This window comes from Vibrio breoganii, from assembly GCF_001677275.1.
Classification (GTDB): domain Bacteria; phylum Pseudomonadota; class Gammaproteobacteria; order Enterobacterales; family Vibrionaceae; genus Vibrio; species Vibrio breoganii.
The window spans coordinates 1,088,921-1,113,716 of sequence record NZ_CP016178.1; the positions used below are offsets into that span (position 1 = coordinate 1,088,921).

Annotated in this window: 20 protein-coding genes; 9 read left to right on the forward strand and 11 right to left on the reverse strand. The window is 47.5% G+C overall.

What is annotated here, in order from left to right; all coding sequences use genetic code 11:
- Positions 1–97 precede the first annotated feature (97 nt).
- From A6E01_RS17700 to A6E01_RS17715, 4 genes are all read right to left on the reverse strand, one after another.
- Positions 98–1,504: an FAD-dependent oxidoreductase gene (locus tag A6E01_RS17700; protein ID WP_065210882.1), complete on the reverse strand. Its 1,407-nt coding sequence runs from the start codon at positions 1,502–1,504 to the stop codon at positions 98–100.
- A gap of 219 nt (positions 1,505–1,723) precedes the next feature.
- Complete coding sequence (gene phnR / locus A6E01_RS17705; RefSeq protein ID WP_017029500.1) at positions 1,724–2,428, reverse strand: phosphonate utilization transcriptional regulator PhnR; 705 nt, start codon at positions 2,426–2,428, stop codon at positions 1,724–1,726.
- A gap of 27 nt (positions 2,429–2,455) precedes the next feature.
- Complete coding sequence (locus tag A6E01_RS17710) at positions 2,456–4,192, reverse strand: putative 2-aminoethylphosphonate ABC transporter permease subunit (protein WP_017242998.1); 1,737 nt, start codon at positions 4,190–4,192, stop codon at positions 2,456–2,458.
- A 2-nt stretch (positions 4,193–4,194) separates the two neighbouring features.
- Positions 4,195–5,316, reverse strand: a complete 1,122-nt coding sequence (locus A6E01_RS17715) for a putative 2-aminoethylphosphonate ABC transporter ATP-binding protein (protein WP_065210883.1) — start codon at positions 5,314–5,316, stop codon at positions 4,195–4,197.
- A 407-nt stretch (positions 5,317–5,723) separates the two neighbouring features.
- Here A6E01_RS17715 and A6E01_RS17725 point away from each other — a divergent pair, with 407 nt between their 5' ends.
- The 3 genes from A6E01_RS17725 (at position 5,724) to A6E01_RS17735 (ending at position 8,473) form a co-directional block, all read left to right on the forward strand.
- Entirely contained in the window at positions 5,724–5,921 is a 198-nt protein-coding gene (locus A6E01_RS17725; protein ID WP_065210885.1) for a hypothetical protein, read from the forward strand.
- Positions 5,922–5,930: 9 nt separating this feature from the next.
- Entirely contained in the window at positions 5,931–7,151 is a 1,221-nt protein-coding gene (locus tag A6E01_RS17730; RefSeq protein ID WP_017029504.1) for an MFS transporter, read from the forward strand.
- Between the two features lie 287 nt (positions 7,152–7,438).
- Positions 7,439–8,473: an IS110 family RNA-guided transposase gene (locus A6E01_RS17735; protein WP_065210886.1), complete on the forward strand. Its 1,035-nt coding sequence runs from the start codon at positions 7,439–7,441 to the stop codon at positions 8,471–8,473.
- Between the two features lie 314 nt (positions 8,474–8,787).
- Here A6E01_RS17735 and A6E01_RS17740 read toward each other — a convergent pair whose 3' ends face one another.
- Complete coding sequence (locus tag A6E01_RS17740; RefSeq protein WP_065210887.1) at positions 8,788–9,792, reverse strand: putative 2-aminoethylphosphonate ABC transporter substrate-binding protein; 1,005 nt, start codon at positions 9,790–9,792, stop codon at positions 8,788–8,790.
- 236 nt (positions 9,793–10,028) lie between these two features.
- Between A6E01_RS17740 and phnW the strand changes: the two genes are divergently transcribed.
- From phnW to A6E01_RS17765, 5 genes are all read left to right on the forward strand, one after another.
- The gene (gene phnW / locus A6E01_RS17745) at positions 10,029–11,132 is read left to right on the forward strand and encodes a 2-aminoethylphosphonate--pyruvate transaminase (protein WP_065210888.1); all 1,104 of its coding nucleotides are present in this window, start codon (positions 10,029–10,031) and stop codon (positions 11,130–11,132) included.
- Positions 11,132–12,511, forward strand: a complete 1,380-nt coding sequence (locus tag A6E01_RS17750; RefSeq protein WP_065210889.1) for an aspartate aminotransferase family protein — start codon at positions 11,132–11,134, stop codon at positions 12,509–12,511. Before phnW ends, A6E01_RS17750 begins: the two co-directional genes overlap by 1 nt.
- Entirely contained in the window at positions 12,504–13,328 is an 825-nt protein-coding gene (gene phnX, locus A6E01_RS17755) for a phosphonoacetaldehyde hydrolase (protein WP_065210890.1), read from the forward strand. The genes A6E01_RS17750 and phnX overlap by 8 nt, the downstream gene beginning before the upstream one ends.
- Before the next feature lie 270 nt (positions 13,329–13,598).
- Positions 13,599–13,892 carry an ArsR/SmtB family transcription factor gene (locus A6E01_RS17760; protein ID WP_017029510.1) on the forward strand — a complete coding sequence of 98 codons (294 nt, stop codon included), beginning with the start codon at positions 13,599–13,601 and terminating at the stop codon, positions 13,890–13,892.
- A 132-nt stretch (positions 13,893–14,024) separates the two neighbouring features.
- A complete protein-coding gene (locus A6E01_RS17765; RefSeq protein ID WP_065210891.1) occupies positions 14,025–15,080 on the forward strand; it encodes a permease in 1,056 nt (351 codons plus the stop codon).
- 529 nt (positions 15,081–15,609) lie between these two features.
- Here the strand turns inward: A6E01_RS17765 and A6E01_RS17770 are convergent.
- Positions 15,610–17,217, reverse strand: coding sequence for a DUF4145 domain-containing protein (locus A6E01_RS17770; RefSeq protein ID WP_065210892.1), 1,608 nt, complete (start codon positions 17,215–17,217; stop codon positions 15,610–15,612).
- Between the two features lie 435 nt (positions 17,218–17,652).
- Here A6E01_RS17770 and A6E01_RS17775 point away from each other — a divergent pair, with 435 nt between their 5' ends.
- Positions 17,653–18,534 carry a DMT family transporter gene (locus A6E01_RS17775; RefSeq protein WP_065210893.1) on the forward strand — a complete coding sequence of 294 codons (882 nt, stop codon included), beginning with the start codon at positions 17,653–17,655 and terminating at the stop codon, positions 18,532–18,534.
- A 169-nt stretch (positions 18,535–18,703) separates the two neighbouring features.
- Here A6E01_RS17775 and A6E01_RS17780 read toward each other — a convergent pair whose 3' ends face one another.
- Genes A6E01_RS17780 through A6E01_RS17800 form a run of 5 tightly spaced genes read right to left on the reverse strand, consistent with a single transcriptional unit; the run spans position 18,704 to position 24,794 of the window.
- The gene (locus tag A6E01_RS17780; RefSeq protein ID WP_065210894.1) at positions 18,704–19,546 is read right to left on the reverse strand and encodes a DUF5718 family protein; all 843 of its coding nucleotides are present in this window, start codon (positions 19,544–19,546) and stop codon (positions 18,704–18,706) included.
- A 1-nt stretch (position 19,547) separates the two neighbouring features.
- Positions 19,548–20,786: an allantoate amidohydrolase gene (locus A6E01_RS17785; protein WP_065210895.1), complete on the reverse strand. Its 1,239-nt coding sequence runs from the start codon at positions 20,784–20,786 to the stop codon at positions 19,548–19,550.
- A 21-nt stretch (positions 20,787–20,807) separates the two neighbouring features.
- Positions 20,808–22,040, reverse strand: coding sequence for a pyridoxal-phosphate-dependent aminotransferase family protein (locus A6E01_RS17790; RefSeq protein WP_017029516.1), 1,233 nt, complete (start codon positions 22,038–22,040; stop codon positions 20,808–20,810).
- A complete protein-coding gene (locus A6E01_RS17795) occupies positions 22,030–23,604 on the reverse strand; it encodes a gamma-glutamyltransferase family protein (protein WP_065210896.1) in 1,575 nt (524 codons plus the stop codon). Before A6E01_RS17795 ends, A6E01_RS17790 begins: the two co-directional genes overlap by 11 nt.
- A complete protein-coding gene (locus tag A6E01_RS17800) occupies positions 23,601–24,794 on the reverse strand; it encodes an amidase (protein ID WP_065210897.1) in 1,194 nt (397 codons plus the stop codon). Before A6E01_RS17800 ends, A6E01_RS17795 begins: the two co-directional genes overlap by 4 nt.
- Positions 24,795–24,796: the final 2 nt, after the last annotated feature.

Genomic DNA, 24,796 nt, shown 5'->3' on the forward strand with positions numbered 1-24,796 from the left:
ACTGTATAAAAAAAGGGACTGATATACAGTCCCCTTTTTTACAAACTAATTTTTACATATATGAAAACAAGTGCTAACTAACCGTTTAAATATCAACCTATACCTTATCAGCCTTACCTGCTGGACCGGCTAATTTAGCCAGTAGCTTGTCTATTACGAAGGGCTTTTGCTCCTTGTCTTCGGCGCTCTCTTTTCGACGAACCGCGTCTCGAACCATCATTGCACCTAACCAGCGAGCCGGCTCTGGGGGGAAGTACCCTCTCGGGCCACCTGTTAACGCGCACTTGGCGTAATCGTTGTTTTCTGCCAGCACCATTGAAGACAGGATCTTTCCACCAATGCGAGTTTGAGCTACACCGTTGCCAGAATAGCCTAAGCCATAAAGCACGTTGCTTTGCTGCTTAATATTGCCAAAGAATGGAAACCCCGTAGTGGAGCGATCCGAGCCCCCTGTCCAGTTGGCAGCGATTTGCTCCCGACCTATGTTCGGGAAAAGCGTATCGAATGAATGCTTTAGTAGGCTCAAGTACTTAGATTGTTGATTAAACATCGGCTCAACTTGGTTGTTAAAGGAAAATTGATTGCCTCCCTTTCCTAACATCAAGCGTCCTTCCACCGTGTCGCGATAGTAGTGAACAAAAATGCGTGAATCGACCACAGTTGCGCCATTGGCGAGCTTTGCTTGCTTAAGTTTTTCTGGATTAGGCTTGGTGATCACCATGTCTGAAGACACCACGACTATGCTGTTCTTAAACGCCTTGAACTGCTCGACCATCCAAGCATTAAGGGCCAGTACCACCTTGTTTGCTGTGACGACGCCTTGCTTTGTTACCACCTTCGCAGGCTGACCATAGTCCAGCTTGGTCATCTCAGTGTTTTCATAGATCTCGACACCAAGCTGCAGCGCGACTCTTCGTAATCCACGCGCTAACAACGCAGGCTGCACACTGCCTGCGGCATCCGAAAAGTAACCTTCAATATGCTTGTTCGAGCCAGTATTCTCTTTGAGCTCTTGCTCACTGGCTTTACGCCAACTGTTGATGCCAAGAGCTTCAAGCTTTTCTACGGTTGGGCTCATTGAGCCGCATTGAGCGGAATTGGTGGCGGTGTAATAGGTGCCGTGACGACGCAGACCGGCGTCTATGTCGTGCTCTTTGCAAAAGGCTTCTATCTCATAAATAACTTGCTCAGACTCTTGTACTAGAAACCTTGCTTGTTGCTCACCAAACAGTTTTACCATGGACGGGTATTTCGTTGCCCAAGTCAGCATGCATCCGCCATTAACACCGGATGCACCTGAGCCACAAAAGCGTTTTTCTATAACAACCACCTTAGTCTTTGGTGACTTTTGTTTGAGCATGATGGCAGTCCACAGGCCCGTATAGCCGCCTCCGACAATACACACATCGGCTTCGATATCCTGCTGCAGCGGGCTAGGCTCGTCCCAATTTTCCTTGTGTTTGGCTTCTGCTATCCAATGACAAGGATGCGTTTTTTCACTCATGACACACCTGCTTTTGAGTTAATTTTGTACAAAACGCCGAATTTTAGGCGTGAGAATATAACCCAGAGCGTTTGCCTGGGTTATTTAGTATTGGGTTAAATTACGTTCGTCATCCTGATGAAAATCAGGATCTTAGGAAATGTAATACTTAACTAAGTGCGCTCTAAGGTCCTGATTTTCATCAGGATGACGAGAGGGAGTCAGAACTCCCTCGTCAACTCACCGCTCCAACTTCGCAAACGACTCAATACAAATCGCATCATGACGCCAGTATTCGATATCACAGTCGACGAGGTTGCCGTGTTGGTCGTAGTTCAAGCGTTCTACCATCATGGCAGGGCTTCCAGATGTGGCGCGAAGTGCCGTTGCGGTTTGCCCTAGCAATGAGGTGGTGCTCACGCGGTAACGGGTCTCTAAATACTCAATGCCGTAATGCTCTTTGTATAGCTCGGTGAGTGATTGAGACAGGTCGTGCTGAAGCAAATTTGGCACCATTTCAGGGCGAATGTAGTTAATCACATACACCACAGGTCTATCTTCAAGATAGCGAACACGCTCAACCTGAACAACATCTGAAAACGGAGGCAAATCAAGTAGCTCAGACGCCTGCTTGGTTGCCATGACATTCTTTGACAATGCCAGTTCCGTTCTTGGTATGCGGTTTTGCTGCAGCGCCATATTATTAAAGTTGAGAGTTCGCGTTGGGTCGTAGCGCAATGGCGCAGGTGAGATAAACCACCCACGGCGATCTTCTCGATAGATCTTCCCTTCAGCTTCAAGCAATGACAGCGCTTCTCGTAAAGTCACTCGCGTGGTATCAAACGATTCAGCCAGTTTGCGCTCAGACGGCAGCTTTTGTCTTGGGCTTAATAACCCTGACTCAATCTGCTCAACGATAACGTCTTTAATTTTTACGTACTGCACGGAGTTTCCTTTTCGTTTGTTACAAGCTTATCGCTTACGCCACGCTTGAGTTTTCTTTCCTAGCACTTTGTCTAATACAACGTGTACCAGTTTAGCGGTTGCCGCCGAAATCATGATCATTACCGCCATTGCCGCCGCCGCGCCTGTTTGCCCAGTATCATCCATATTCAACACTGACACAGACGCAGGAATCGTATTGGTAGAATACAAGAATACTACTGCCGAGGTCGTGGTTAAAGCATTGATAAATAAGTATGTAGCAATATCTAGAATAGCGGGTAAACAGACAGGTAACGTCACCTTAAAGAACAACTTGTATTGAGGCAATTTCACCGATGCCGCCGTAGACTCGATTTCAGCAGGGATCTGCTTCAGTGAAGTCACTGCCGTCATGTGTCCAACGGTGTAGTAATGCACGACTGTGTTCACGACCAAGAACGCCATAGTGCCGTACATGACATTAAGCGGGTTATTGGCATCGTTGAAATAGAAGATATAACCCAAGCCTAGCACCATACCCGGTACAGCCATAGGTACCACACTCAGCATCTGCATTGCTTGTCGCAGTGGTCCGAATGCACGTCCCTTCTCAATGCAGTAGGCACCAATGAAGATAACCACAGTACCGATTAGCGCAGTCCAACCAGCTAGAGTCAATGAGTTGAAGTAAGGGCTCCAGCCGTAAGTGCTGAGCTCACTAAAGTTGTAGTTGTTTAGGGTCAGCGCTTTGTTCCAAGGCCAGAAGGTGACTAAAGAGCCGTACACCGCCATACCTAAAACACCCAGCACTGCGATACAAATTACGATGCAATACACAAGACAAGCGTTATCACGAAGCTTGTTGGGCTTGGGTTCGTAGGCAACCGAGCGCGTATCAAACAGGCTCTTTTGCTTCTTCTGCACCCAGCGATCCACAGCGAACGCTAGCAATGCTGGCAATAGCAGTAAGATACTGGTCACCGCGCCCATGGCAAAGTTCTGCTGTCCCACTACCTGCTTAAAGATGTCTGTCGCCAAAACGTTGTAGCTACCACCAATGACCTTAGGAACACCAAAGTCACACACCACTAGGGTAAACACGACAATTAGTGTGCTGATAAGGCCGTACTTTGCTGCTGGCAGAGTCACCATAAAAAAGGTCTTTAGTGGTGAGGTCTTCAGCGATCTAGCAGCCTCATAAAGCCTTGCGTCAGAGGTGCGAAGTGAGGTCGTCAGAATCATCAGCGCATGAGGAAAGGTCCAAAACACCAGACCCATGGTAATACCAATCAAGCCATACACCGACTGACCGCCAAGCCATTCCTTAAGCACGCCTTGATTGCCAAACAAAAAGATCAAACTGATGGCGGGCAGTAGCGAAGGAGCCAATATTGGCGCCATACCCAGCACTTGAAATACAGTCTTAAAAGGCATGCATGAGCGCGTAAGCGCAAAGGCGTAACCAAATGCCAGCACCCCCACAATCACCATAACCAGAAAACCCACGGTTAATGTGTTGGTCAGTGAATACCACAAACTCGGTGATGAAAAGTAAGTAATGAAGTTCTCGAGTCCGACAAACTCACCGCTGGAGTTCTGCACACTCTTTGTCAGCATCGCCCACAGTGGCATCAAGATGAATACCAACATGAATAGCGATAGCACACCCAAAATACCGAGCAGCATGAGATTGTCGCGGCTCAGTTTTTTGGTCCAAAACGTCCAGATATTGGCACTAGGTACCTTTGTGGGTACAGGGTTATGATCCATTGCGCTTGTACTCATGACTAGGCCGCCTCTTGCACGGTTTGTTTCGCGAGTGGGTAGGCATGCATATGCTTAGTGACAAACTCGAGGTAGCGTATTTCATGAAGCTTCAAGTTGAGCTTTCTTGCTTCTCTGACCGGCACATCAACGCCAATCAGTGGTAATTCAGGGTGGCCATAGATGCGGCAGTCAACTCGCATATAAGCACCTTGGAATTCAAGCATTTCAATCAGTACTGTGAGTGAGTTTTCATTGGATTCAGTAAAGAACAGGCTTTCTGGTCTTAAGGCCAATTCGAACTTGTCGCCCAAAGCTTCAGAAACCACCTTGTTTTGCATGTACTTAGCACACTCAACGTCAATCAAGTGATCATGCACTAGCACTTGGGTGTCACTCACTTTCTTCGCTTCAAGGAAGTTCATGCTGCCCACGAACTCAGCAACAAAGCGTGTGGCTGGCTTTTCATAGATCTCTTGCGGCGTTCCTACCTGCTCAATCACGCCATGGTTCATCACCACGATGCGGTCAGCCATTGATAGCGCTTCTTCCTGATCGTGAGTCACCATGACGGTAGTGATGCCCAACTTGCGTTGCAGAAGACAGATTTCTTCACGAAGGTGAGTACGTACTTTCGCATCTAGCGCCGATAGTGGTTCATCTAGCAACAATAAACCCGGAGACAGCGCAAGGGCGCGAGCCAGGGCAATACGTTGCTGCTGACCACCAGATAGCTGACTAGGGTATTTTTTGCCTGAGGTTGGTAGGCCAATGGTTTCTAGCCATTGATTCACCGCTTCTTCTGCTTCAGATTTACTTGAGCCTTGATTGCGCAAGCCAATAGCGATGTTTTCTGAAACCGTCAGGTTAGGGAAAAGCGCGTAAGACTGAAACACAATGCCAAAGTCACGCTTCTCTGGTGGTAAAAAGGTGATATCTTTCTCTGCTTGCTCAATCTGCCCGTAAGTTGGCAAATCTAAGCCTGCAATAGCGCGCAGTAAGGTTGTCTTTCCACAGCCTGAAGGGCCAAGAAAGCACACAAACTCGCCCTTGTTAATGCTCAATGAAATATCTTTAAGTGCAGTGAACTGACCGAATTGCTTCACTACGTTGTTAATCTGTAAATAGGTTTGATTGGTATCCATAACACCCTCCAAATGGTATATACCAACCATAGTTTTATTGCATGACAAGCAGATTACACTTAAGTAGACAAATTATGACAATTTTGGAAGGGATGCAGGGTTCTAGGGAAATGGGTCCTAGGCTCTGGGTAGACTTTTAAAAACAGATGCTAAACAAACCGTCGTCCCCGAGCGCTTCTATCGGGGACCTGTCAATATCAATACATACAAGCAGATGCCCAACCAGAGTGCTGGCCCAGAAAAGACTTGCGACTTGCAACTTGCAGCTTGCGGCTGACAGCTGACAGCTGACAGCTAATTTCTCTAATATATGCATAAACCGCATACACTAATCCCCTTTTTATCATTTGCTTCATGGGTGCTCTATCCTTAGTATTCGCGCCTTTATTTTCGAACAACCTTTGCATATGTTCTCACAATCTTTGACCGCACAATTAGTACGCTGGACACTCGCGCTCAGCGTCAGTTTGCTGGCGGTGCATAACTGCCAACCCATGCTAGATGTACTTGCAGAGCAAGCCATGGCGGCCGGTTGCCACCAGCATGATTCTATAGAGGGTCACATGCACGCCGCCGAACACCACCAACACAAGCACCATCACTAGGAGCCACACATGAGCATTTTTCGTTTCCCACCTGTTGTGTGGATAGGGATTGGTATATTAATCATCAGCCTAGGTATCAGGCAGTCGTTTGGTATCTTTATGATGCCAATCTCAGATTACTTTGATACGGGTCGTGAGTTTTTCAGCCTTGCTATCGCACTGCAAAACCTGCTGTTTGGCATGTTCCAACCCTTCGTTGGCATGGCCGCAGATAAATGGGGTGCTAAGCGCATCATCATTATGGGTGCGCTGGCTTATGGCTTGGGGCTGTTTTTGACCTCAATTACCACTTCTACTGCTGTAGTGTATTTGTCATTGGGCGCCTTAGTGGGGCTTGGTTTGAGTGCCACTAGCTACGTGATCATTCTTGGCGTAGTAGCAAAAGTGGTTCCAGCTCAACATGCAGCTAAAGCATTTGGCTTAACCACGGCTGCGGGCTCTTTTGGTATGTTTGCCATGATCCCAGGCGCACAGACTATGCTGGCGAACTTCGGTTGGCAGGGTGCGATGCAGGGCTTTGCTATGCTGTGTACCTTGATCATTGCGTTTGTTGCCTTTATGAAGAGCAACAAGAAAGCCAAGGTCACCAACGCTCAAGAGCCAAAACACCATGATGACATCACCCTTAAAGAGGCGATAAAAGAGGCATTTGCTCACAGAGGGTATTGGCTGATCCATCTTGGCTTCTTCGTATGTGGCTTTCACGTAATGTTTATCGCCACCCACTTGCCAAGCTACTTGGCGGATAAAAACCTACCTGCATCAAGCGCGGCTATGGCGCTCGCCTATGTAGGTATCTTCAACATCTTTGGCTCATATTTTTGGGGCATGATGGCGGATAAGTTCGATAAACGACACATTAGCTTCGTGCTTTACTTGCTTCGCGCAGCCATCATCGCCGCGTTTGTAACTCTGCCAATCACCGAGTTCAGTGCGACAATATTTGGTGGTGCGATTGGCTTCGTTTGGCTAGGTACGGTGCCACTGACTTCAGGCTTAGTACGCCAAATTTTTGGACCGCAATACATGTCGACGCTGTATGGATTAGTATTCTTTAGTCACCAAATCGGCAGCTTCTTGGGCGCTTGGGTTGGCGGCAGCATCTACGATCATTACGGTTCGTACGAACCTATTTGGTGGTCTACGGTTGCGTTGGCACTGGTAGCTGCGGTTGTGCACCTGCCGATTAATGCAACACCGATTGATCGGAAGGTTGTAGTGGCCAGCTAGATTAGATACAAGGTTATCGTCATCCTGGAAATTGCAGAGCAATTATCCAGGATCTTGGAGAGTGTTGATTTCTGCTATGTGCACCCTAAGATCCTGCTGGGCTGGCTTCCAGTTTTCATCAGGATGACGAACTGGGGTATATTCGTGCTTCTTGAATGCCCTTTCTTATAGTGTCATCAATACCGTCATCCTGGAAGTTGCAGAGCAACTATCCAGATGTATGGACTCCCTCTCCTTGAGGAGCTACGGTCTTAATCCGACTAAAGATTAGCCAAAGGAGCCCATACATGACTAAGCCTAATCTATTAGCTATTGATTTAGCAAAGAATGTATTCCAAGTTTGCAAACTCTGCCCTAACGGAAAAGTCATTTACAACCGCGAAGTCAGTCGAGCAAAACTCAAAGAAATTCTGATAAATGAAAAACAAGCCCTCGTGGCTATGGAAGCCTGTGGCAGTGCACACTACTGGGCTCGATTCGCAATTAGCGCAGGCCACATTGTAAAAGTCATCAACGCCAGAGCCGTAAAAGCATTTCAAACCAAGCAAAAGACAGATAGGAATGATGCTTTAGCCATTGGTGTTGCAGCACAGCAAGAGCACATCCATGGTACTCATATTCACTCAACTGAGGAGCAGGCACTTCAATCGTTAGAGCGTATGCGACACTTGGCTAAGGTTCAACTAGTCGCACAAAGTAACCAGATGCGAGGAGTATTAGCTGAGTTCGGAGTTATTCTACCGCAAGGCCTATCTAAGTTAAGAAAGGAAATCCCTTTCATCCTAGAAGATGCTGATAACTTTTTACCTGATAGTTTTAGAACGGCGCTACACAGGTCATGGTCACATTTATTGTGCCAAATTGAACACTTGCAAGAACTAGATAGGCAGCTCGAATCTTTGGTTAAGTCGCATCATATTTGCAAAAAGCTGATGAAGCTAGAAGGGGTCGGTCCGTTAGGGGCGCTAGGGTTAGCGTTACGATTAGGGCGAGGTGAAAACTTTTCTAATGGCCGAGAAGCATCCGCTAATATAGGGCTAACACCTAAACAGAACAGTTCCGGCGGGAAAGAGCGTATTGGACATATATCTAAGTACAGTGCGGATAAGCGACTTCGTTCAATTTTATTTCAAGGAGCGCTTTCCGTTATCACTCATGTATTAAACCGTCCAGCGACAACAAACAAAGAGCAGTGGTTACAAGCGCTAGTCGAACGGCGAGGAAAAAAGATCGCTGCAATTGCTTTAGCGAACAAAACCGTTCGAACCGCTTATGCTTTATTAAAGAATGATTCGGACTATCAGCCAATTAAATTGTCATGATAGACCGAGCATAGTCAACGAAGAGCGATGTAAGACAGGTAAGACCGACCAGTATGAGCTAGATAAGATTCGAGGCAGTAGACTTGCCGATATCGAGAAATAGCCTACTGGTGCGACTACATTTTAGGGCGAGGTAGCTCCTCAATAAAGCCCGTATATAAGTGCGCATCTATACTTGTTTTCCAAATTCTTTGTTGATTTACCGAGGGGGTCCATATAAGGATCTTAGAAGCAGCCTAACTAATAGTGTGCTCCCCAAGATCCTGAATTTCGTCAGGATGACGTTTGATTATACTTCGCTCTTACTGCTCGAATTACTTCGCTTCAGACTTACCGTCAAACTTATCAGACCATGTTTTTAGAACGTCTGAGCGCTCGTTACCCATGCGGGCGAAGTCCATTTTCGCCATTTTCTTTTGTACGTTCGGGAAGTTGGCGATGGTTGCTTCTACGTCTTTGTGACCTACAACTGGGTACATTTCAATGTAAAGCTCGTTTGCTTCTTTTGAGATAGACCAATCAACTACACGCTTTGCAGCATCAGACCGCGCTACTAGACCAACGGCTTCAGATTCCCAGCCAATACCAGCAGGAGTAATCACATCTAGCGGTGCACCTTGAGTTTTTAGTTTCGCGCCGCGGCTTGCCATAGAAATACCGATAGCAACCTCACCCATACCCGCCTCTACACATGGCTTAGAACCAGAATGTGTGTAGTGTGCGATGTTCTGGTGAAGGTCTTTCATGTATGCCCAACCTTTATCTTCACCCATGTTTTGTAGCCACGCAGATACCTGCATGTAACCCGTGCCTGATGATGCAGGGTTCGGCATTGCGATTTGGCCTTTGTATACAGGGTTAGTTAGGTCTTCCCACGATGTTGGTTTTGGAAGGTCAAGTTGCTTAGCGACTGTTTCATTGAAACAAACAGCGTTAAAGAATGCATCGTTGCCGTACCACGCCTGTTCACCTTGTGGGTCGTTCAACTCTACACGTAGCTTGTCTAGGCCATTTGGTGTGTATGGCTTAAGAATGCCTTCTTCTTTCAATAGCGCCATTGAAGAGCCAGCCAATCCCCACACTACTTCTGCTTGTGGGTTGTTTTTTTCTGCCAACAACTTCGCCGTCATGATACCCGTTGAATCGCGTACCCATTTAATTTGGATATCTGGATTAGCTTGTTCGAACGCATTTTTATACTTAGCAAGAATGTCTGCCTCAAAAGCGGTGTAAACCGTCACTTCCGTTGCTGCAAATGCATTGGTTGCCAGTGTCGCTACTAGCGCCGCTAGAGAGCCCTTAATAAAACGGTTTTTCATCTTTTTATTCCTTAAATATTGATGGTCTGTACCAGATAACGAGACTTAGGTTAGAGCGGTTTTATTACGACTCAATGAACAAAAAATGGCATTTATAAGACGAAATAGAGTAATTATTGACAGATTACACCGTTAGATGAAGGTTTTATGAAATCTGTTTTCTGCCTATTTACTCATCGAACTGTGCCTTGTTAAGGTACAAATATTAATTGGTGTAGTCCAAATGAGAAAAGATAATGAGAAATGAATATCTATTACTGACACCTGGTCCCCTATCAACTTCAGAAACCGTTCGTGAGGCCATGCTTAAGGATTGGTGTACTTGGGATGACGAATACAACAAAGAGATCGTTGAGGTCATTCGTAGCAAGTTGGTAACACTGGCTACCAACCAATCCGGTTACACCAGTGTATTCATGCAAGGTAGCGGTACAGCCTCTGTTGAAGCCACTATTGGCTCGGCGATTCCTAGTAACGGCAAGCTTTTAGTGGTCGACAATGGCGCTTATGGAGCGCGCATGGCAGAGATCGCCGGCTACCTTAATATTGCCTGTGAGACATTAGCTCCTGGCGAGACGAGCCGACCTTCCCTTGATGCTGTTGAAGCGTTGCTTCAGCGTGATAGTGATATTACTCACCTTGCAGTGGTCCATTGTGAAACCACAACTGGAATGCTGAACCCAATCAAAGAGTTAATCTCTCTGGCTAAGCGTTACAACAAGGTGGTCATCCTTGATGCTATGTCCAGCTTTGGCGGAATCCAGATGGATATTGGTGAGATGGGCGTCGATTTTATGATCAGCTCTGCCAATAAATGCATCCAAGGTGTACCTGGATTTGGTTTCGTCATCGCGAAACAAAGTGAACTAGAAAAGTGTCACGGTTTAGCCCGTTCTCTCAGCTTAGACCTTTATGCGCAGTGGAAGTGTATGCAGGACAACCACGGCAAGTGGCGCTTTACTTCGCCGACCCATACCGTGCGCGCCTTTTATCAGGCATTACTTGAGCTTGAATCCGAAGGTGGCATCGAGGCGCGAGAAGCACGCTACACAGAAAACCAAACAACGTTGGTACAAGGTATGCGCTCGCTGGGTTTCGCACCCTTGTTAAATGAAGAGCTACATTCGCCAATCATTACCTCTTTCTACTCACCAACACATAGTGACTATCAGTTCAAAGAGTTCTATAACCGATTGAAAGAAAAAGGCTTTGTTATCTACCCAGGTAAGGTCTCTAACGCCGATTGCTTTCGCATTGGCAATATAGGTGAAGTCTATCCAGAAGACATCAAACGCTTAATTATTGCTGTGAAGCAAAGCATGTACTGGGAGGTGGTGTAATGACTGCGGCAACTGCTTCTACGCATTTTCGAAGTGAAGGGGACGTCAATACTACCCCTGCACGTACGCTTTGGAATGAATCTTTACAACATGCACCCACTCAAGCGCTCCTAAAACGAGATTCTGAGGTGTTTCTGCATCAAGCGATGTCGACGCCTTGTCTCGATTCACTGGAAGGCGCTGATGGTATCTACCTAGAAGATACTCACGGTAAAAGGTACATGGATTTTCACGGTAATAATGTCCACCAGCTTGGCCATGGTCACCCTGCGGTACTGAATGCCATTAGTGAGCAATTGGCGAAACTGCCTTTTTCTCCACGCCGTTTTACCAACGAAGCCGCTGTTTCTTGTGCTGAAAAGCTCACTGAGATTTGTGGTGGAGAACTAAACCGCGTGCTGTTCGCACCCGGTGGTACTTCTGTGGTGGGCATGGCGCTCAAGCTTGCTCGCCACATTACCAAAAATTTCAAAGTGGTTTCACTTTGGGACTCGTTTCACGGCGCCTCTCTAGATGCCATATCCGTAGGTGGCGAGGCCTGTTTTCGTGAGGGCATGGGACCGCTAATGTCAGGGGTGGAGCGCATTCCTCCAGCAGTATCTTATCGAGGTGCCTTGCCGTCTCAAGACGGTAGCGATGTGCATTATGCCGACTATTTAGAGTACGTCATCGAGAAAGAAGGGGGCATTGGCGCCCTCATTGCTGAGGCCGTTCGCAACACCGATGTACAGGTTCCAAGCAAGGCCTATTGGAAGCGTGTGCGAGAGATTTGTGACAAACACAATGTCATGCTCATCATTGATGACATCCCAAATGGCATGGGACGCAGCGGCGAATGGTTTACCTACCAAGCCTATGATATTGAACCGGATATTCTATGTATTGGTAAAGGCTTAGGCGGCGGTGTGGTGCCAATTGCAGCCATGGTAACAAAAGACAAATACAACACAGCGGCTCAAGTATCACTGGGTCACTATACCCATGAAAAGAGCCCTATTGGCTGCGCGGCTGCTCTTGCCACCATCAACACCATTGAACAAGACCAGCTGCTAGACAAAGTACGTGCAGATAGCGTGTTTGTTAAAGCCGAGCTTGAGCGCATGAAGGCGCAATATCCAGTGATTGGAGATGTGCGAGGCATCGGGCTTTTATGGGGCGTCGAACTGGTCACCAATCATGTCACCAAAGAGCGCGCCTTCGACGAAGCCGAAGCGGCTTTATACCAATGTTTAAACGATGGTCTGAGCTTCAAAGTGTCACAAGGTAACGTGATCCAGCTGAGCCCGCCTCTGATCATCTCTCGTGAAGAACTCACTAGTGCACTTCAAATATTTGAACGTGCGATTGCAAAAGTATGTAAGGATTTTAACTATGTCTAACTCACCTGTTTCACCAATCCAAGCCGTCATCTTCGATTGGGCCGGCACTATTGTAGATTTTGGTTCATTTGCACCAACTAGCATCTTTGTTGAAGCATTCAAGACAGAATACGACTTCGATCTAACATTAGAAGAGGCTCGCGAGCCAATGGGACTAGGGAAATGGGACCATATTCAAGCGGTCGGTCGAATCCCTTCAGTAAACGCACGCTGGGTTGAGCGATTTGGACAGCCAATGGACACGCAAGATATCGACAAGATCTATCAAACCTTCATGCCCCTGCAAAAGGCAAAGGTAGCGGATCATGCAGCGCCTATCCCTCATGCACTTGAGGTTGTTCAAGGGCTTAAAGATAAAAACATCAAGATTGGCTCATGCTCAGGTTACCCACGCCAAGTCATGGATATACTGGTTACAGCAGCGTCTGACTACGGCTATCAACCCGATTGCGTTGTCGCTACCGATGATCTTACCCAGGGCGGTCGCCCGGCTCCATTCATGGCACTAAAAAATGTCATTGATTTAGGCGTTAGCGATGTTCGAGCTTGTATTAAGGTTGATGACGCTGCACCCGGTATTGATGAAGGCCACAACGCCGGCATGTGGACCGTTGGTTTATTGCTATCAGGTAACGAAGCAGGTTTAACACTTCAAGAATACCTAGATGCAGATGAAGCAACACTGCAAGCAGGCCGCGATAAAGCACGAGCTAAATTGGAGAAAAGCAATCCGCACTACTTAATTGATACGATTGCTGATTTCCCAGAGGTTGTAGCGGATATTGAGCGTAGGTTGGCGACGGGTGAAAGGCCTTAGGGACGAGTCTAGCTGACAGCTGGAAGCTTTCAGCTGTCAGTTTTTTAAAGCTCTGTTATTCCCGAACGCTTTTTTGGGCCAGCACACTGGTCGGGAATCTATTCGCACTGCTTAAACTAAAAGGTCCCCGATAAAACAACTCGGGGACCTTTTAGGGCTACTCCCTAATCCTAGGAACTAGCACCAAAGCACCAAGTACCTAATACCCTGCATCGCTCTTTACTGCCAGCAAAATTTCCACTAACATGGAAATATCAACTGGAGATCCCCATGCAATTAGAACACGTCGCAAAAGCCCTTAAAGAACTTGGTCATCCTACTCGCCTTTCCATCTACAAACAGGTAGTGCGTGCGGGTCATAAAGGGATCCCTGTCGGTGACATTCAGCAAGAATTAGACATTCCTGGTTCTACATTGTCACATCATATTTCCAGCCTTTCTTCTGCCAACCTCATCACTCAGCGCCGTGAAGGGCGTACCCTTTACTGCTTGGCGCTCTACGAAAATCTCAACGATGTTATCGATTTCCTACAAAACGAGTGCTGCATCGACGAATGTGATTAAAATTCAATCTTCGTATTTTCAATGAGTTAGCAAATTTCGCTGTTATATTTCTAATTTTATCGAAATAAATGATTGACTCATTCCATTATATTTCTATAATTCCAACATATTCGAAATACAGAGTTTACCATTATGAACAACGAAATCATGACTATGGCGCAAGAAGCCGGTCACATGTTTTTATTCTTAGCTGCAGAATTAACTGTGCTATTCCTTGCCATCAGCTACTTGGTTGGTGTGCTGCAAGAGTTTATTACTCCTGAAAAGATCCAATCGATCCTGAGCTCGAAGAACGGCAAAGGGTATTTTGTTGCCGCGCTATTAGGCTCAATCACCCCTTTCTGCTCATGTTCAACCATCCCGTTTTTGAAAGGTCTGTTGCGCGCTAGAGCTGGATTTGGCCCTATGATGGTGTTCTTGTTTGCAAGTCCTCTACTTAATCCGGTAATCATTGGATTGTTCGTAGTGACATTTGGCTGGCAAGTAGCGCTATTCTATTTTGCAATTGCAATGACAGTATCTGTAGTAGCAGGTTATGTACTTGAAAAGCTTGGCTTTGAGAGATACGTTCGCGAAGAAGCATATCAAAATGATGCGGTAGCAAGCTCTTGCGGTACTAGCTGTGATGACACTCCAAAAGCGTCAAGCTGTGGTGATTCGAAGCCAGCTACAAGCTGCGGCGAGCCAAAACCAGTAACCAGCTGTTGTGATTCTTCTGAAGCACAAGTTGAAGTGAAAACTAACTGTGACGGTACGCTAGCAGTAGAAAAAGTAGAGCCAAGCCGCTGGGTACGCATCTGGCACTCAACTTGGAAAGACTTTAAACAAGTATTGCCATACTTGATGTTAGGTATCTTTATCGGCTCATTTATCTACGGTTTTATTCCAACGGATCTAATCGCTAAATATGCAGGTGAGAACGTATGGTACGCGATTCCAGTAGCTGCGGTTATCGGTATCCCACTATACATCCGAGCTGAAGCGGTAATTCCTCTTAGTGCAGCACTGGTTAAAAAAGGCATGGCACTGGGCTCAGTAATGGCTTTGATCATCGGCTCTGCAGGCGCAAGCTTGACTGAAGTTATCTTGCTTAAGTCTATCTTCAAGAACCAAATGATTGCAGCATTCTTGACGGTAATCCTAGGTATGGCTATGGGTGCGGGTGTTTTGTATAGCTACTTGTTTTAAGTAGTAATAACGTTAGGGTGCATATACTCAGATAGGCACCCTCAACAGATCCTGCTGGGCCGGCACACCGGATAGTTGCGTTGCAACTTCCAGAATTACGTAGTTTATAAAGCACGAACCTAACCACAGCGTCATCCTGACGAAAGTCAGGACCTTGGAGTGCACATAATCAGATAAGTACTCACTAAGATTCTGGATAGTTGCTCTGCAACTTCCAGAATGACGTCGTTATAAAGCGAGAACCCAACTACCACGTCATCCTGACGAAAGTCAGGATCTTAGCGTGCACACAATCAGATAAGTACTCCCTAAGATCCTGCTGAGCCGGCACACCGGATAGTTGCGCTGCAACTTCCAGGATGTCGTTGTTTATAAATCGTGAACTGAACTACCGCGTCATCCTGACGAAAGTCAGGATCTTAGCGTGCACACAATCAGATAGGTACTCCCTAAGATCCTGCTGAGCCGGCACACCGGATAGTTGCGATGCAACTTCCAGGATGACGTCGCTTATAAAGCGCGACCCAAACTACTTACGACGTGCCTTCTTCGCCGCCTTGTTCTTCTTTCTATCTTTAGCCTTTTTAACGCCAGCCTTACGGCCCACATTGCCCTCAACACCAAATCCACCTTTTTTAAGTAGGGCCCTTCCTTCGGTAGAATTCATGTAAGTTCGTGCCTCTGCATCGCCCTCATTAGCTGCCTCTTGTAGCATCTGGCGAAGTGGCATTGGTGTTTTCACAGAGCGCATTTCTTTAAACAAGTCGATAGATCGCAATGCAACCACTGATTTGATGTGTGCAACTTTTTGCGAATCATCCGTTTGGGCTACTGCTCGGTCAAAGATCTTGGTTAAGAACGCTTGATGCCCCTCAGCTTGAGCGATCACATCAACCAATAGAGCTTCCACTTCCAATGCGATTGGTAAATCTTCGTAAGACGCTACCATCAGATCGGCGCGCTCTTGCGAAGACAAGTCTTTGCACACCGCTTTGTTGTCTGAGATAAACGCCGCGTAGCCTTTGAAAAAGTTCACAGCTGGTGCTTTCTTTGCTTCCGCTTCTATTAAGCCTGAACGTAATGATCGCAGCGCGACTTCATCTTGTGGGTTTGCCTCATAGCGCTTTATTTTCTCAAACAACTCTAGCGTTAGCGAAGCCTTGTGCTGAACCTTTAGACCCTGCTGAACAAACTCTAAATACGCATTGTTATCAAGCTTGTAGGTTACTGACAGCATGAATGAAAGAGCTTCATGATTACCCTTCATGGCGGATTCCGCTAGATAATCGAGCCCTAACTTCGACTCTCCAATACGGGTAAGATAAAGTCCAAATCCAAGCAGAGCCTCGCCATCTTTATCGAATAGAAGCGTTTTTTTGTAGAGTTCTTTGATCTCTTGTGAGGTTTTGTCCACTAGATGCTTTTCTGCATAAGCATTAGCCAGTAACAACCATGTATCGGTGCATCCCTGAAGAACTGCTTTGTCTGACCAATACTCCAGGTCAAGCTGCCAATTTGCACGCTGTTGCTTGTTACCAAACTCTTTGGAAGAAAGCTTATCTAAGAAATACTTTGCGATGCCATAACTTGATTGGTTGCTACCACTTAACGCAAGAGCAACGGAATCGGCCAGTTCTAGAGAGTGGTTCTCTTGCCATTCAGGCATCTGATTTTGGCTAATGTTTAATAGCTTACCCGCCACATACTTGGCAATGTCATGCATTTCTTGCATCAGCTCGCGCATTCGTGAATGGGACAAGGTGATTTGCGCGACAAAGTGTCCGTGGCTTTCACTGATATGTACTGACTGATTACCCAGATAACGCAATGTGTTCATGCTTTCAATCACCCAAGCATCAATCTTACTTGAGGCCTCAAGCTGCTTGATCTTATTAATTAAATCCCCAGAAACTGGCGGCTTTAGCCCATAAAAACGCCCTAGTTCATGGCACGCAAGCTCAACAAACAAGCGCATCTTAGCCAAACTGGATTGTGTGTCTGATGTGGCATACTTTTCTGCCTGTATTGCTTGGATATACAACTCATTGAGCTCGCTTTGCAAGAAAGCGTAGTTATCAACTGACTGGGTAGTGAATAATGAAGTGTGTTGTGTTTGGGACACTTGGTTGTGAGACATGGTTTAAGCCTTATATTGATTATTTGCGTTAATAATAACCAGATAGGCGACGGATAGTGTCTCGTGCGTGGGGCGTGTGTGATTTTTCAACATAGCGAAATTGGGTTGTACCTAAGATCCTGAATCAAGTTCAGGATGACAGCTGTTTTTCGGCTTTCGACTTTCGGCTTCCAACTTCCAACTTCCAACTTCCAACTTCCAACTTCCAACTTCCAACTTCCAACTTCCAACTTCCAAAATTAACACTAAGCGATAGTCAATTGTTAGCTCTACACCCACGTCATACTGGAAAATACGAAGTATTTATCCAGTATCTTAGCAGGCTCAATACTCTGTTTTGTGCACACTAAAATCCCGATTCAGGCCTAGGATTTAAAGTTGTCATAACTCATTGTCCCTGTAGGATAGTAAGTTGTTAATTTTATTCACCCAAGGATGATTGTGAGCTGGATTCTCTTCACTTTTTTGGCGGCTTTTAGTCAGGCATGGCGCAATGCCTTTCAGAGTCAGTTGAGCAAAACTCTCAATGTCACTGGGGTGACGCTGGCACGCTTCCTGTGGGCGAGCCCATTGGCACTCATTTATCTTGTCGCGCTTTATCAATGGCAACCCACCGATTTACCCACCTTTACTGGTCACTCTTGGTTTTTCTTGATTGGCGCTTCGATTATGCAGATAGTCGCCACTGCACTTATGGTGGTGCTATTTAAGCAAAAGAATTTCGCTATTGGTGCCGGCTTGGCGAAGTCTGAGGCGCCTGTATCCGCCTTTCTGGGGGTACTCTTCTTTGGTACAAGCTTGACATTCCTTGGCTGGATAGGGGTATTGGTGGGAGGCGTTGCCGTATTGATCCTCAGTTGTCCGCAAGGCTTTCGAAGCATATCTATCAATACTGCTGCCCTAGGTTTGGCTTGTAGCAGCGCCTTTGCCCTCACCTCCCTTTGGATACGAGAGGCCAGTCTCAGCTTATCTTTACCATTTCCTCATCGCGCGGCATGGGTGTTGTTTATCGTTATCTTGCTGCAAACCATCATGTTGGTGGGCTATCTGCTAATAAGGGATAGAGGCACTCTCAAGCAAATGCTCGCTAAGCCAAAGCTCGTAGTCATGACCAGTATCGCCAGCTTTGTCGGCTCTTTCGGCTGGTTTAGCGCCATGTCACTGCAAGCTGTGCCTTATGTGAAGACATTGGGGCAGGTAGAGATCTTTTTCACCATGTTGGTTTCTTTCTTCTATTTGAAGGAAAGTATTCCGAGAAAAGATATATTTGCGCTACTACTGGTTGCCGTGGCGGCTGGGTTGGTGATGTGGCAGTAGGTGGGATTTAGTAGACGCATAACCGTCGTCCCCGAGGTGTTTTGCGGGGACCTAATCGTTGTATTTCGTACAAACAGATTCCCAACCAGTGTGCTGGCCCAGAAAAGCGCTCTGGAATGACAGGTTCTTTCGCACTTTTCGTTAAATCTGATCGCTGACAGCTAAAAACTTAAAGCTGTTGATCACAACCTATAACCCCTTGAACCAAACCAACAACCCCCTCACCCGCACATTCCCCAGATAGCTCTAGTTCATTTTGTATTTCGCATGCGCTATGTTTCCTTGAGTCATACAAAATAACAGCTGTTTTATCGCCCGCCTGTAATCTATGGGTTTCGCCGTACTCGGTATAACGAACTGCGCCCACCATAATGTAAACATCGCTCGAGTCATCAGAAGCTTTAAGCAAGCCTTGGATATCATGCAAAGCACCTTCATCGCTTTGTGTTGCTACTTGCCTGTTGATCCACTGTGTCAGCTCATCATAAAAGACGGTGTAGTCGGTCAAGGCCGTATCTTTGCCTGTCAGTTGCCAGATGTCATCGCGGCAGTGGAAACCACACAGCCGGAAATACTCTAAGCCACTATCAAACTGATCAAGTGTGACTTCCGCATTGGCGACCCCCTTTGAGGCTTGTCCCCAGTTCTTTTTCTGGGCAAGTTTACTGGCTTTGCAGTTTCGATGGGTTGCATCGTTAGCAACTGTCATTGCACTGGGGATTAGCTGTATAACGTGCCCGTTGAGCGGCTTTTGCACAGAAAAGCGAATCGCTAGCTCAGGTTCCATCTGCACTATCGCATCCTCGTCAACAGGCAGTTGTAAGGTGTGCGATGAATAAGGATCTACTGTCAGATAGTCGTCGCTTGCGTCAGGAACATAGAATGGAAACAAGGCGCGTGGTTTATCCGATTGATCGCTGACATCAAGTGCGGCGATCTCTCCGGTTTGGTCAAGATGACCCGCACTATTGCCAGCAATGCCAAATCCTGCAAGGCGCTGATGAGTTTTCATATCAAGCCTCTACAGAGTCTGGGTTCGCCAATAGCTGCACCATATCCACCAAGCAGTTGAGCGCAACGGTGACATCTTGCGCATTCACCTGCTCTCGTGGGTTGTGGCTAATGCCTTTCTCGCAGCGCACAAATAGCATTCCGATATCAGTGATGTTGGCCATCACCATGGCATCATGACCTGCTCCGCTTGGTAAAAAGCACGCCTTGGTACCTGTTTGTTTTTCGACAACCTTGCCCCACTGCTGCTGCAGTTCGGCATTACAAGGTACGGCTTCGGCTTGATAAGTAAGCTCGGAGGTCAGTTGCAGTTCGCGGCGCTGCGCGATCGCTTCCAATTGAGAGTGCAGTTCATTACACGCCACTTCCAGGTCGCCTTGTACTGGACTACGAACATCCAACGAAAAAACCACATCACCAGGAATTACATTTACCGCACCAGGCTTCACATTGCACTTGCCTACGGTTGCAACCACATTGTGCTCTAAGCCATAGGTTTCTATGGTCGTTATCATCTCAGCAACACCACATAACGCGTCCATACGCAAAGCATGTGGCACGGTACCAGCATGGCCTGCCATGCCCTTAACTGAAAGTTGATAACGCTTAGCGCCAGCAATACCCGTCACCACCCCAACCGGCAGGTTAAGGTCTTCCAGTACTGGGCCTTGCTCAATATGCACCTCAAGATATGCCTTCACCTCCTGTGGCAATCGCGCGTCTTTACCAGCCAATTCAGGGGGTAAACCAAAGCTCAGCATGGCCTCGCCCATAGCGATATTGTCACGGTCCTTGATGTCCAGCCATGCAGGTTGAAAGCAGCCCGCTGTCGCACTTGAGCCTATAAGAGTGGTATTGAAACGCACGCCCTCTTCATCGGCAAAGGCCACTAAGTCCACATGAAACGGCAGCTCGATGCCTTCAAGTTGCTTTAGCGCTTCTAACCCAAGCAAGATACCAAGGTTGCCGTCGTATTTTCCTGCATTCACCACAGTATCACTGTGAGAGCCTATGATAAGGGTCGGTTGGGTGGGATTGGCAGAAGTCTTTCTTCCCCATTGGTTTCCAACACTGTCTTGCCAAACCTCTAGCCCTGCTAGGGCCATCCAGTGGGATAATTGCTGATGTGCTTGCTTATGCTCTTTAGTGAGATAAGCCCGAGTTAGCCCCTTCTCCATGGCACTAAATTGGGCCATTTCATCGGCTCTTTTTAATATTTCTTCGCCGCTACCTTGCGTCATTATTCACATTCCTTGTCAGCATTAATGGCTGTAATAGTCCATGGCTGCAACTACCGCTTGGCCTGGGATAATCTTAGCTTTGTGTTTGACCAAGATAGATTCCAGCGCAGCAAGAGTAGTCAATACGCACTCTTGGCGAGCGTTGAAGCCCATAGTGCCGATGCGCCAGATCTTGCCATGTAACGGTCCAAATGAAGTGCCAATCTCAATACCAAAGCGGTGCAATAATTCAAGGCGCACCTTTTCACCATCAACGCCTTGCGGGATGTATACGCCCACCACATTATTCATCTTAAATTGCGGGTTACCAAACAGCTCCAGTCTCATAGCGCGTAAACCCGATGCCATGGCATCGCCTGCTTGTTTATGGCGAGCAACCACTTGGTCTGCGCCTTCTTCTAAAAACAAGCGAGCACATTCGCGTGCGGCATACAGCATACTGGTCGCTTCGGTATGGTGGTTAAGACGCTCTGGTCCCCAATAATCCATGACCATAGCAAGATCAAAGTAATTGGACTGGATCATGGCTTCATCACCCGCAACATGGTGATCAGCACGGATGCCAGCCTCAATGTGTTTGCGTCGATTGATGACCTCAGCACAGCGGTCGCTCAGGGTGATTGGCGCGCTGCCAGACGGCCCTCCCAAACATTTCTGTAAGCCAACAGATACGGCATCAAGGTGCCATTCATCGGCTTTAAGATGGTTGCCTGCAACAGAAGCGGTAGCGTCACAGTAGAACAGCACATCGTGGCGCTGACATATCTCGCCCATCTCTTTTAGAGGCTGATTCATCGTGGTGGACGTGTCGCCCTGCACTGTCGCCAGTAACTTTGGCTGAAACTCCTTGATGGCTTTTTCGATAAGCTCTGGCGGGCACACCTCGCCCCACTCGATATCAATGGTTTTCACCTTTGCCCCAACACGCTGAGCAATCTCACACAGCAAGTGGCCAAAGCGACCAATCACAGGGATCAGCACTTTATCGCCCGGCTGCAATACCGATACCAATACCGCCTCAATGCCCGAGCGTGCAGTGCCATCCACCAGCATAGTCTGCTGATTTTGAGTTTGAAAAACACCGCGATACAACTGCTGAACTTGGTTCATATAACCCGTCATGACCGGATCGTATTGGCCAATCAAAGAAGAAGAGAGCGCCTGATGAACCCTAGGGTAAGCGTTGATTGGACCTGGTCCCATCAACATGCGTTGCGGTGGGTTTAGGGTTTCAAAAACAGTGTTATTGGTCATGTGTTTCTCCAAGAAAATAGGTTCCATCACTACGAGGATCGCTGGTTGCAGACGCGTCCCCTTGTGGATTCAATACAACGGCGCCTGCGTGGCCCATTAATTCATTGTGATCAGCGACAGCGGTGACATCGTGTCCCATAAGGGTCAAGTCCGCTGCGTACTCTTGATAAAGTGCTTGCTCCAGCCTGAGATTATTAGCGGAGTCTCCCCAAGTTCTGCCCAGTAACCATCGTGGCTCTGCCACCGATTGAGCGAGGGTTTTACCCTGATAAAGATAGCGACTGAATAGGCAGGCTTGAGTTTGTGGTTGGCCTTCACCGCCCATAGTTCCATACACCATGCGCCTGCCATCATTAAGCTCGACATAAGCTGGGTTAAGAGTGTGAAATGGCTTCTTTCCAGGCTGTAAAGCATTGTGGTGTGAAGGATCAAGAGAAAAGCTTTGGCTGCGTATATTCCACAGGATTCCCGTCTCTGGCAGCACCACACCTGAGCCAAATTCCCAGTAAATACTTTGAATAAAACTCACCATAGTGCCGTATTGATCCGTCGCCCCCATCCATATGGTATCGCCGGGCTTGGCAACGTGAGGCCAAGGCTGTGCTTGCGTTGCCGAGATGTTCAATACACATTCCTCAATCACCTCGTCGGTAAGCCAAGATTGCAGAGGCTGCTGGAGATAGGCTTCATCAGTAACAACGCGGTCACGAATGATGAACGCCTGCTTGGTTGCCTCAACCAGCAGATGCATATGCTCAATCTCCTGCTGTGCCTGACCCACAAGCTTGTCGTAGATGGCCAGAATAAGCAGTGAGGCAACCCCTTGGGTTGGCGCGCCAAAATTAAACAGCTTGCCCTTTGAAATCTCCACACTAAGTGGTGGTAATACCTTAGCCTGATGCTGATGAAAGTCTTCTATAGATAAGGGGCTTCCTGACTTTTGCAGATCAGAGGCGATACTGCGTGCAATGTCGCCTCGATAAAAATCATCAAGCCCGTTTTTTGCTAGCGTCTTTAGAGTGCTTGCCAGCGCTGGGTTTTTCACTGTATCGGCGACCTTTAAAGGCTCACCATTGTTGAGGTACAGCTTGGCAAACTCCTCAGCACCACCCAAGCGCTGCAAGGTCTTCTCACTGGCATTCACTAAGCTCTGAGTGACGCTAATACCATTGTTGGCAGCTTCGATGGCAGGCGTAAGTAGGTGCTCTAATGCACACTCTCCGCCATTGATTTGCAATGCCTTATCCCAGCCAGACACAGTGCCTGCCATAGTAATCGCTGATGCCCCACCACTTTCTGGTAGTAAGGGTTCTATTCGGTATGCCTCTGGGTCAACCGACAGGCTAGCTGCGCCGCAAGCATCGATAGCGATCGGCGCTTCGCCCTTTTTACAAATAAGCCAAAATCCGTCGCCGCCAATGCTGTTCATATGGGGGTATTGCACTGCGACCATAGCGGCAGCCGCGACCATTGCCTCACTGGCAGTGCCGCCAGCATCCAATATCGACTGCCCTACCTCGGCAGCTTTCGAATGTGGTGCTGTGAAGGCGGTTTGAAAACTCATGATACTTCTCCTTCAAGCATTCGTTGTGCCGTTGCGATAAGCGTCGACTCGCTGTTTGGCAGTCCCACCAAAGAAACGCCAGTTGAGCCCTCGGGCAGCCCTGACATAGGAAGGTGCAGCTGAGGAAGACCTGCAAGCCCAGCAATAGAAGTCAATCCCATCAGCTCTGTGCGATATTGTGCAAGAGCTGCGTCGGCGATATCCAACTTAGGCGGCCCCATCGGCGTGGTGGGGATTAACCAAGCCGCCTTGGACATTCGGATGCAGTTAACTAAAGACTGGGTAAAGTTCGCCTGTTCACTCTTCGCTGACAGGTAATCATCTTCGGTGATCGTACGAGCCCATTGCACTCGCTCTAAGATCCTTGGGTCGAGGCTATCGCCATGTTGGCTAAGCCACTGCTCATGGGTTTGAATAATCTCAAAGCCCTGAATCGTTCTAAACATCAAACTAAGAGAGGCAAGATCTAAACCAATATCTGCCAAGAAGCGCACCGGTTTAATGCTGATGCCTGCACTTTCACACCATTTAGTCAGCATTTGCAGGCGATCTTTACTTAGAAACTTAGCGAGGTCTTGGTCAAGGCATAGAGTATCGATCTGGTTTGCTTGCTGCTGCTCTTGATTTAATGCCTCGAAGACAGTCTTCATCAGCGTAAGGTCGCGAGTAAACAGTCCTGCGGTATCAAAACTCTTAGATAATTCAAAGCAGTACTTAAGAGAGAGCGCCCCAAGGGTTGGTCTAAGTCCGTACAAACCGCAATAGCTAGCTGGCACGCGTACCGAGCCGCCCGTATCAGTACCGACGGCAAAGTCAGCATGTCCAAGGGCGACGGCCACTGCACTACCACTTGAAGATCCGCCCGGGATGCACTCAGGTGCGAGCGGATTTACTGGCGTGCCGTAGTGAACATTGGTGCCATTGAGGCTATAGGCGAGCTCATCGGTTTGCACACGGCCAACACAACTGGCTCCCTGCTCAAGCAAAGCTTCGATAATGGGTGACGTGCTTTGTGCCTTTGTATGTGTTGCAAGCCAGGTGGGATTACCCGCACCTGTGGTAAAGCCATCCACATCAAATAGATCTTTAAATACAAAGCTGTAGCCATCGAGCGCACCTTGATGTGATGGTGCTATTTGAAAAGGGCCTTGCTGGCAATAAAGGCTGATATCGCGCTGGTGAGTACTCATCA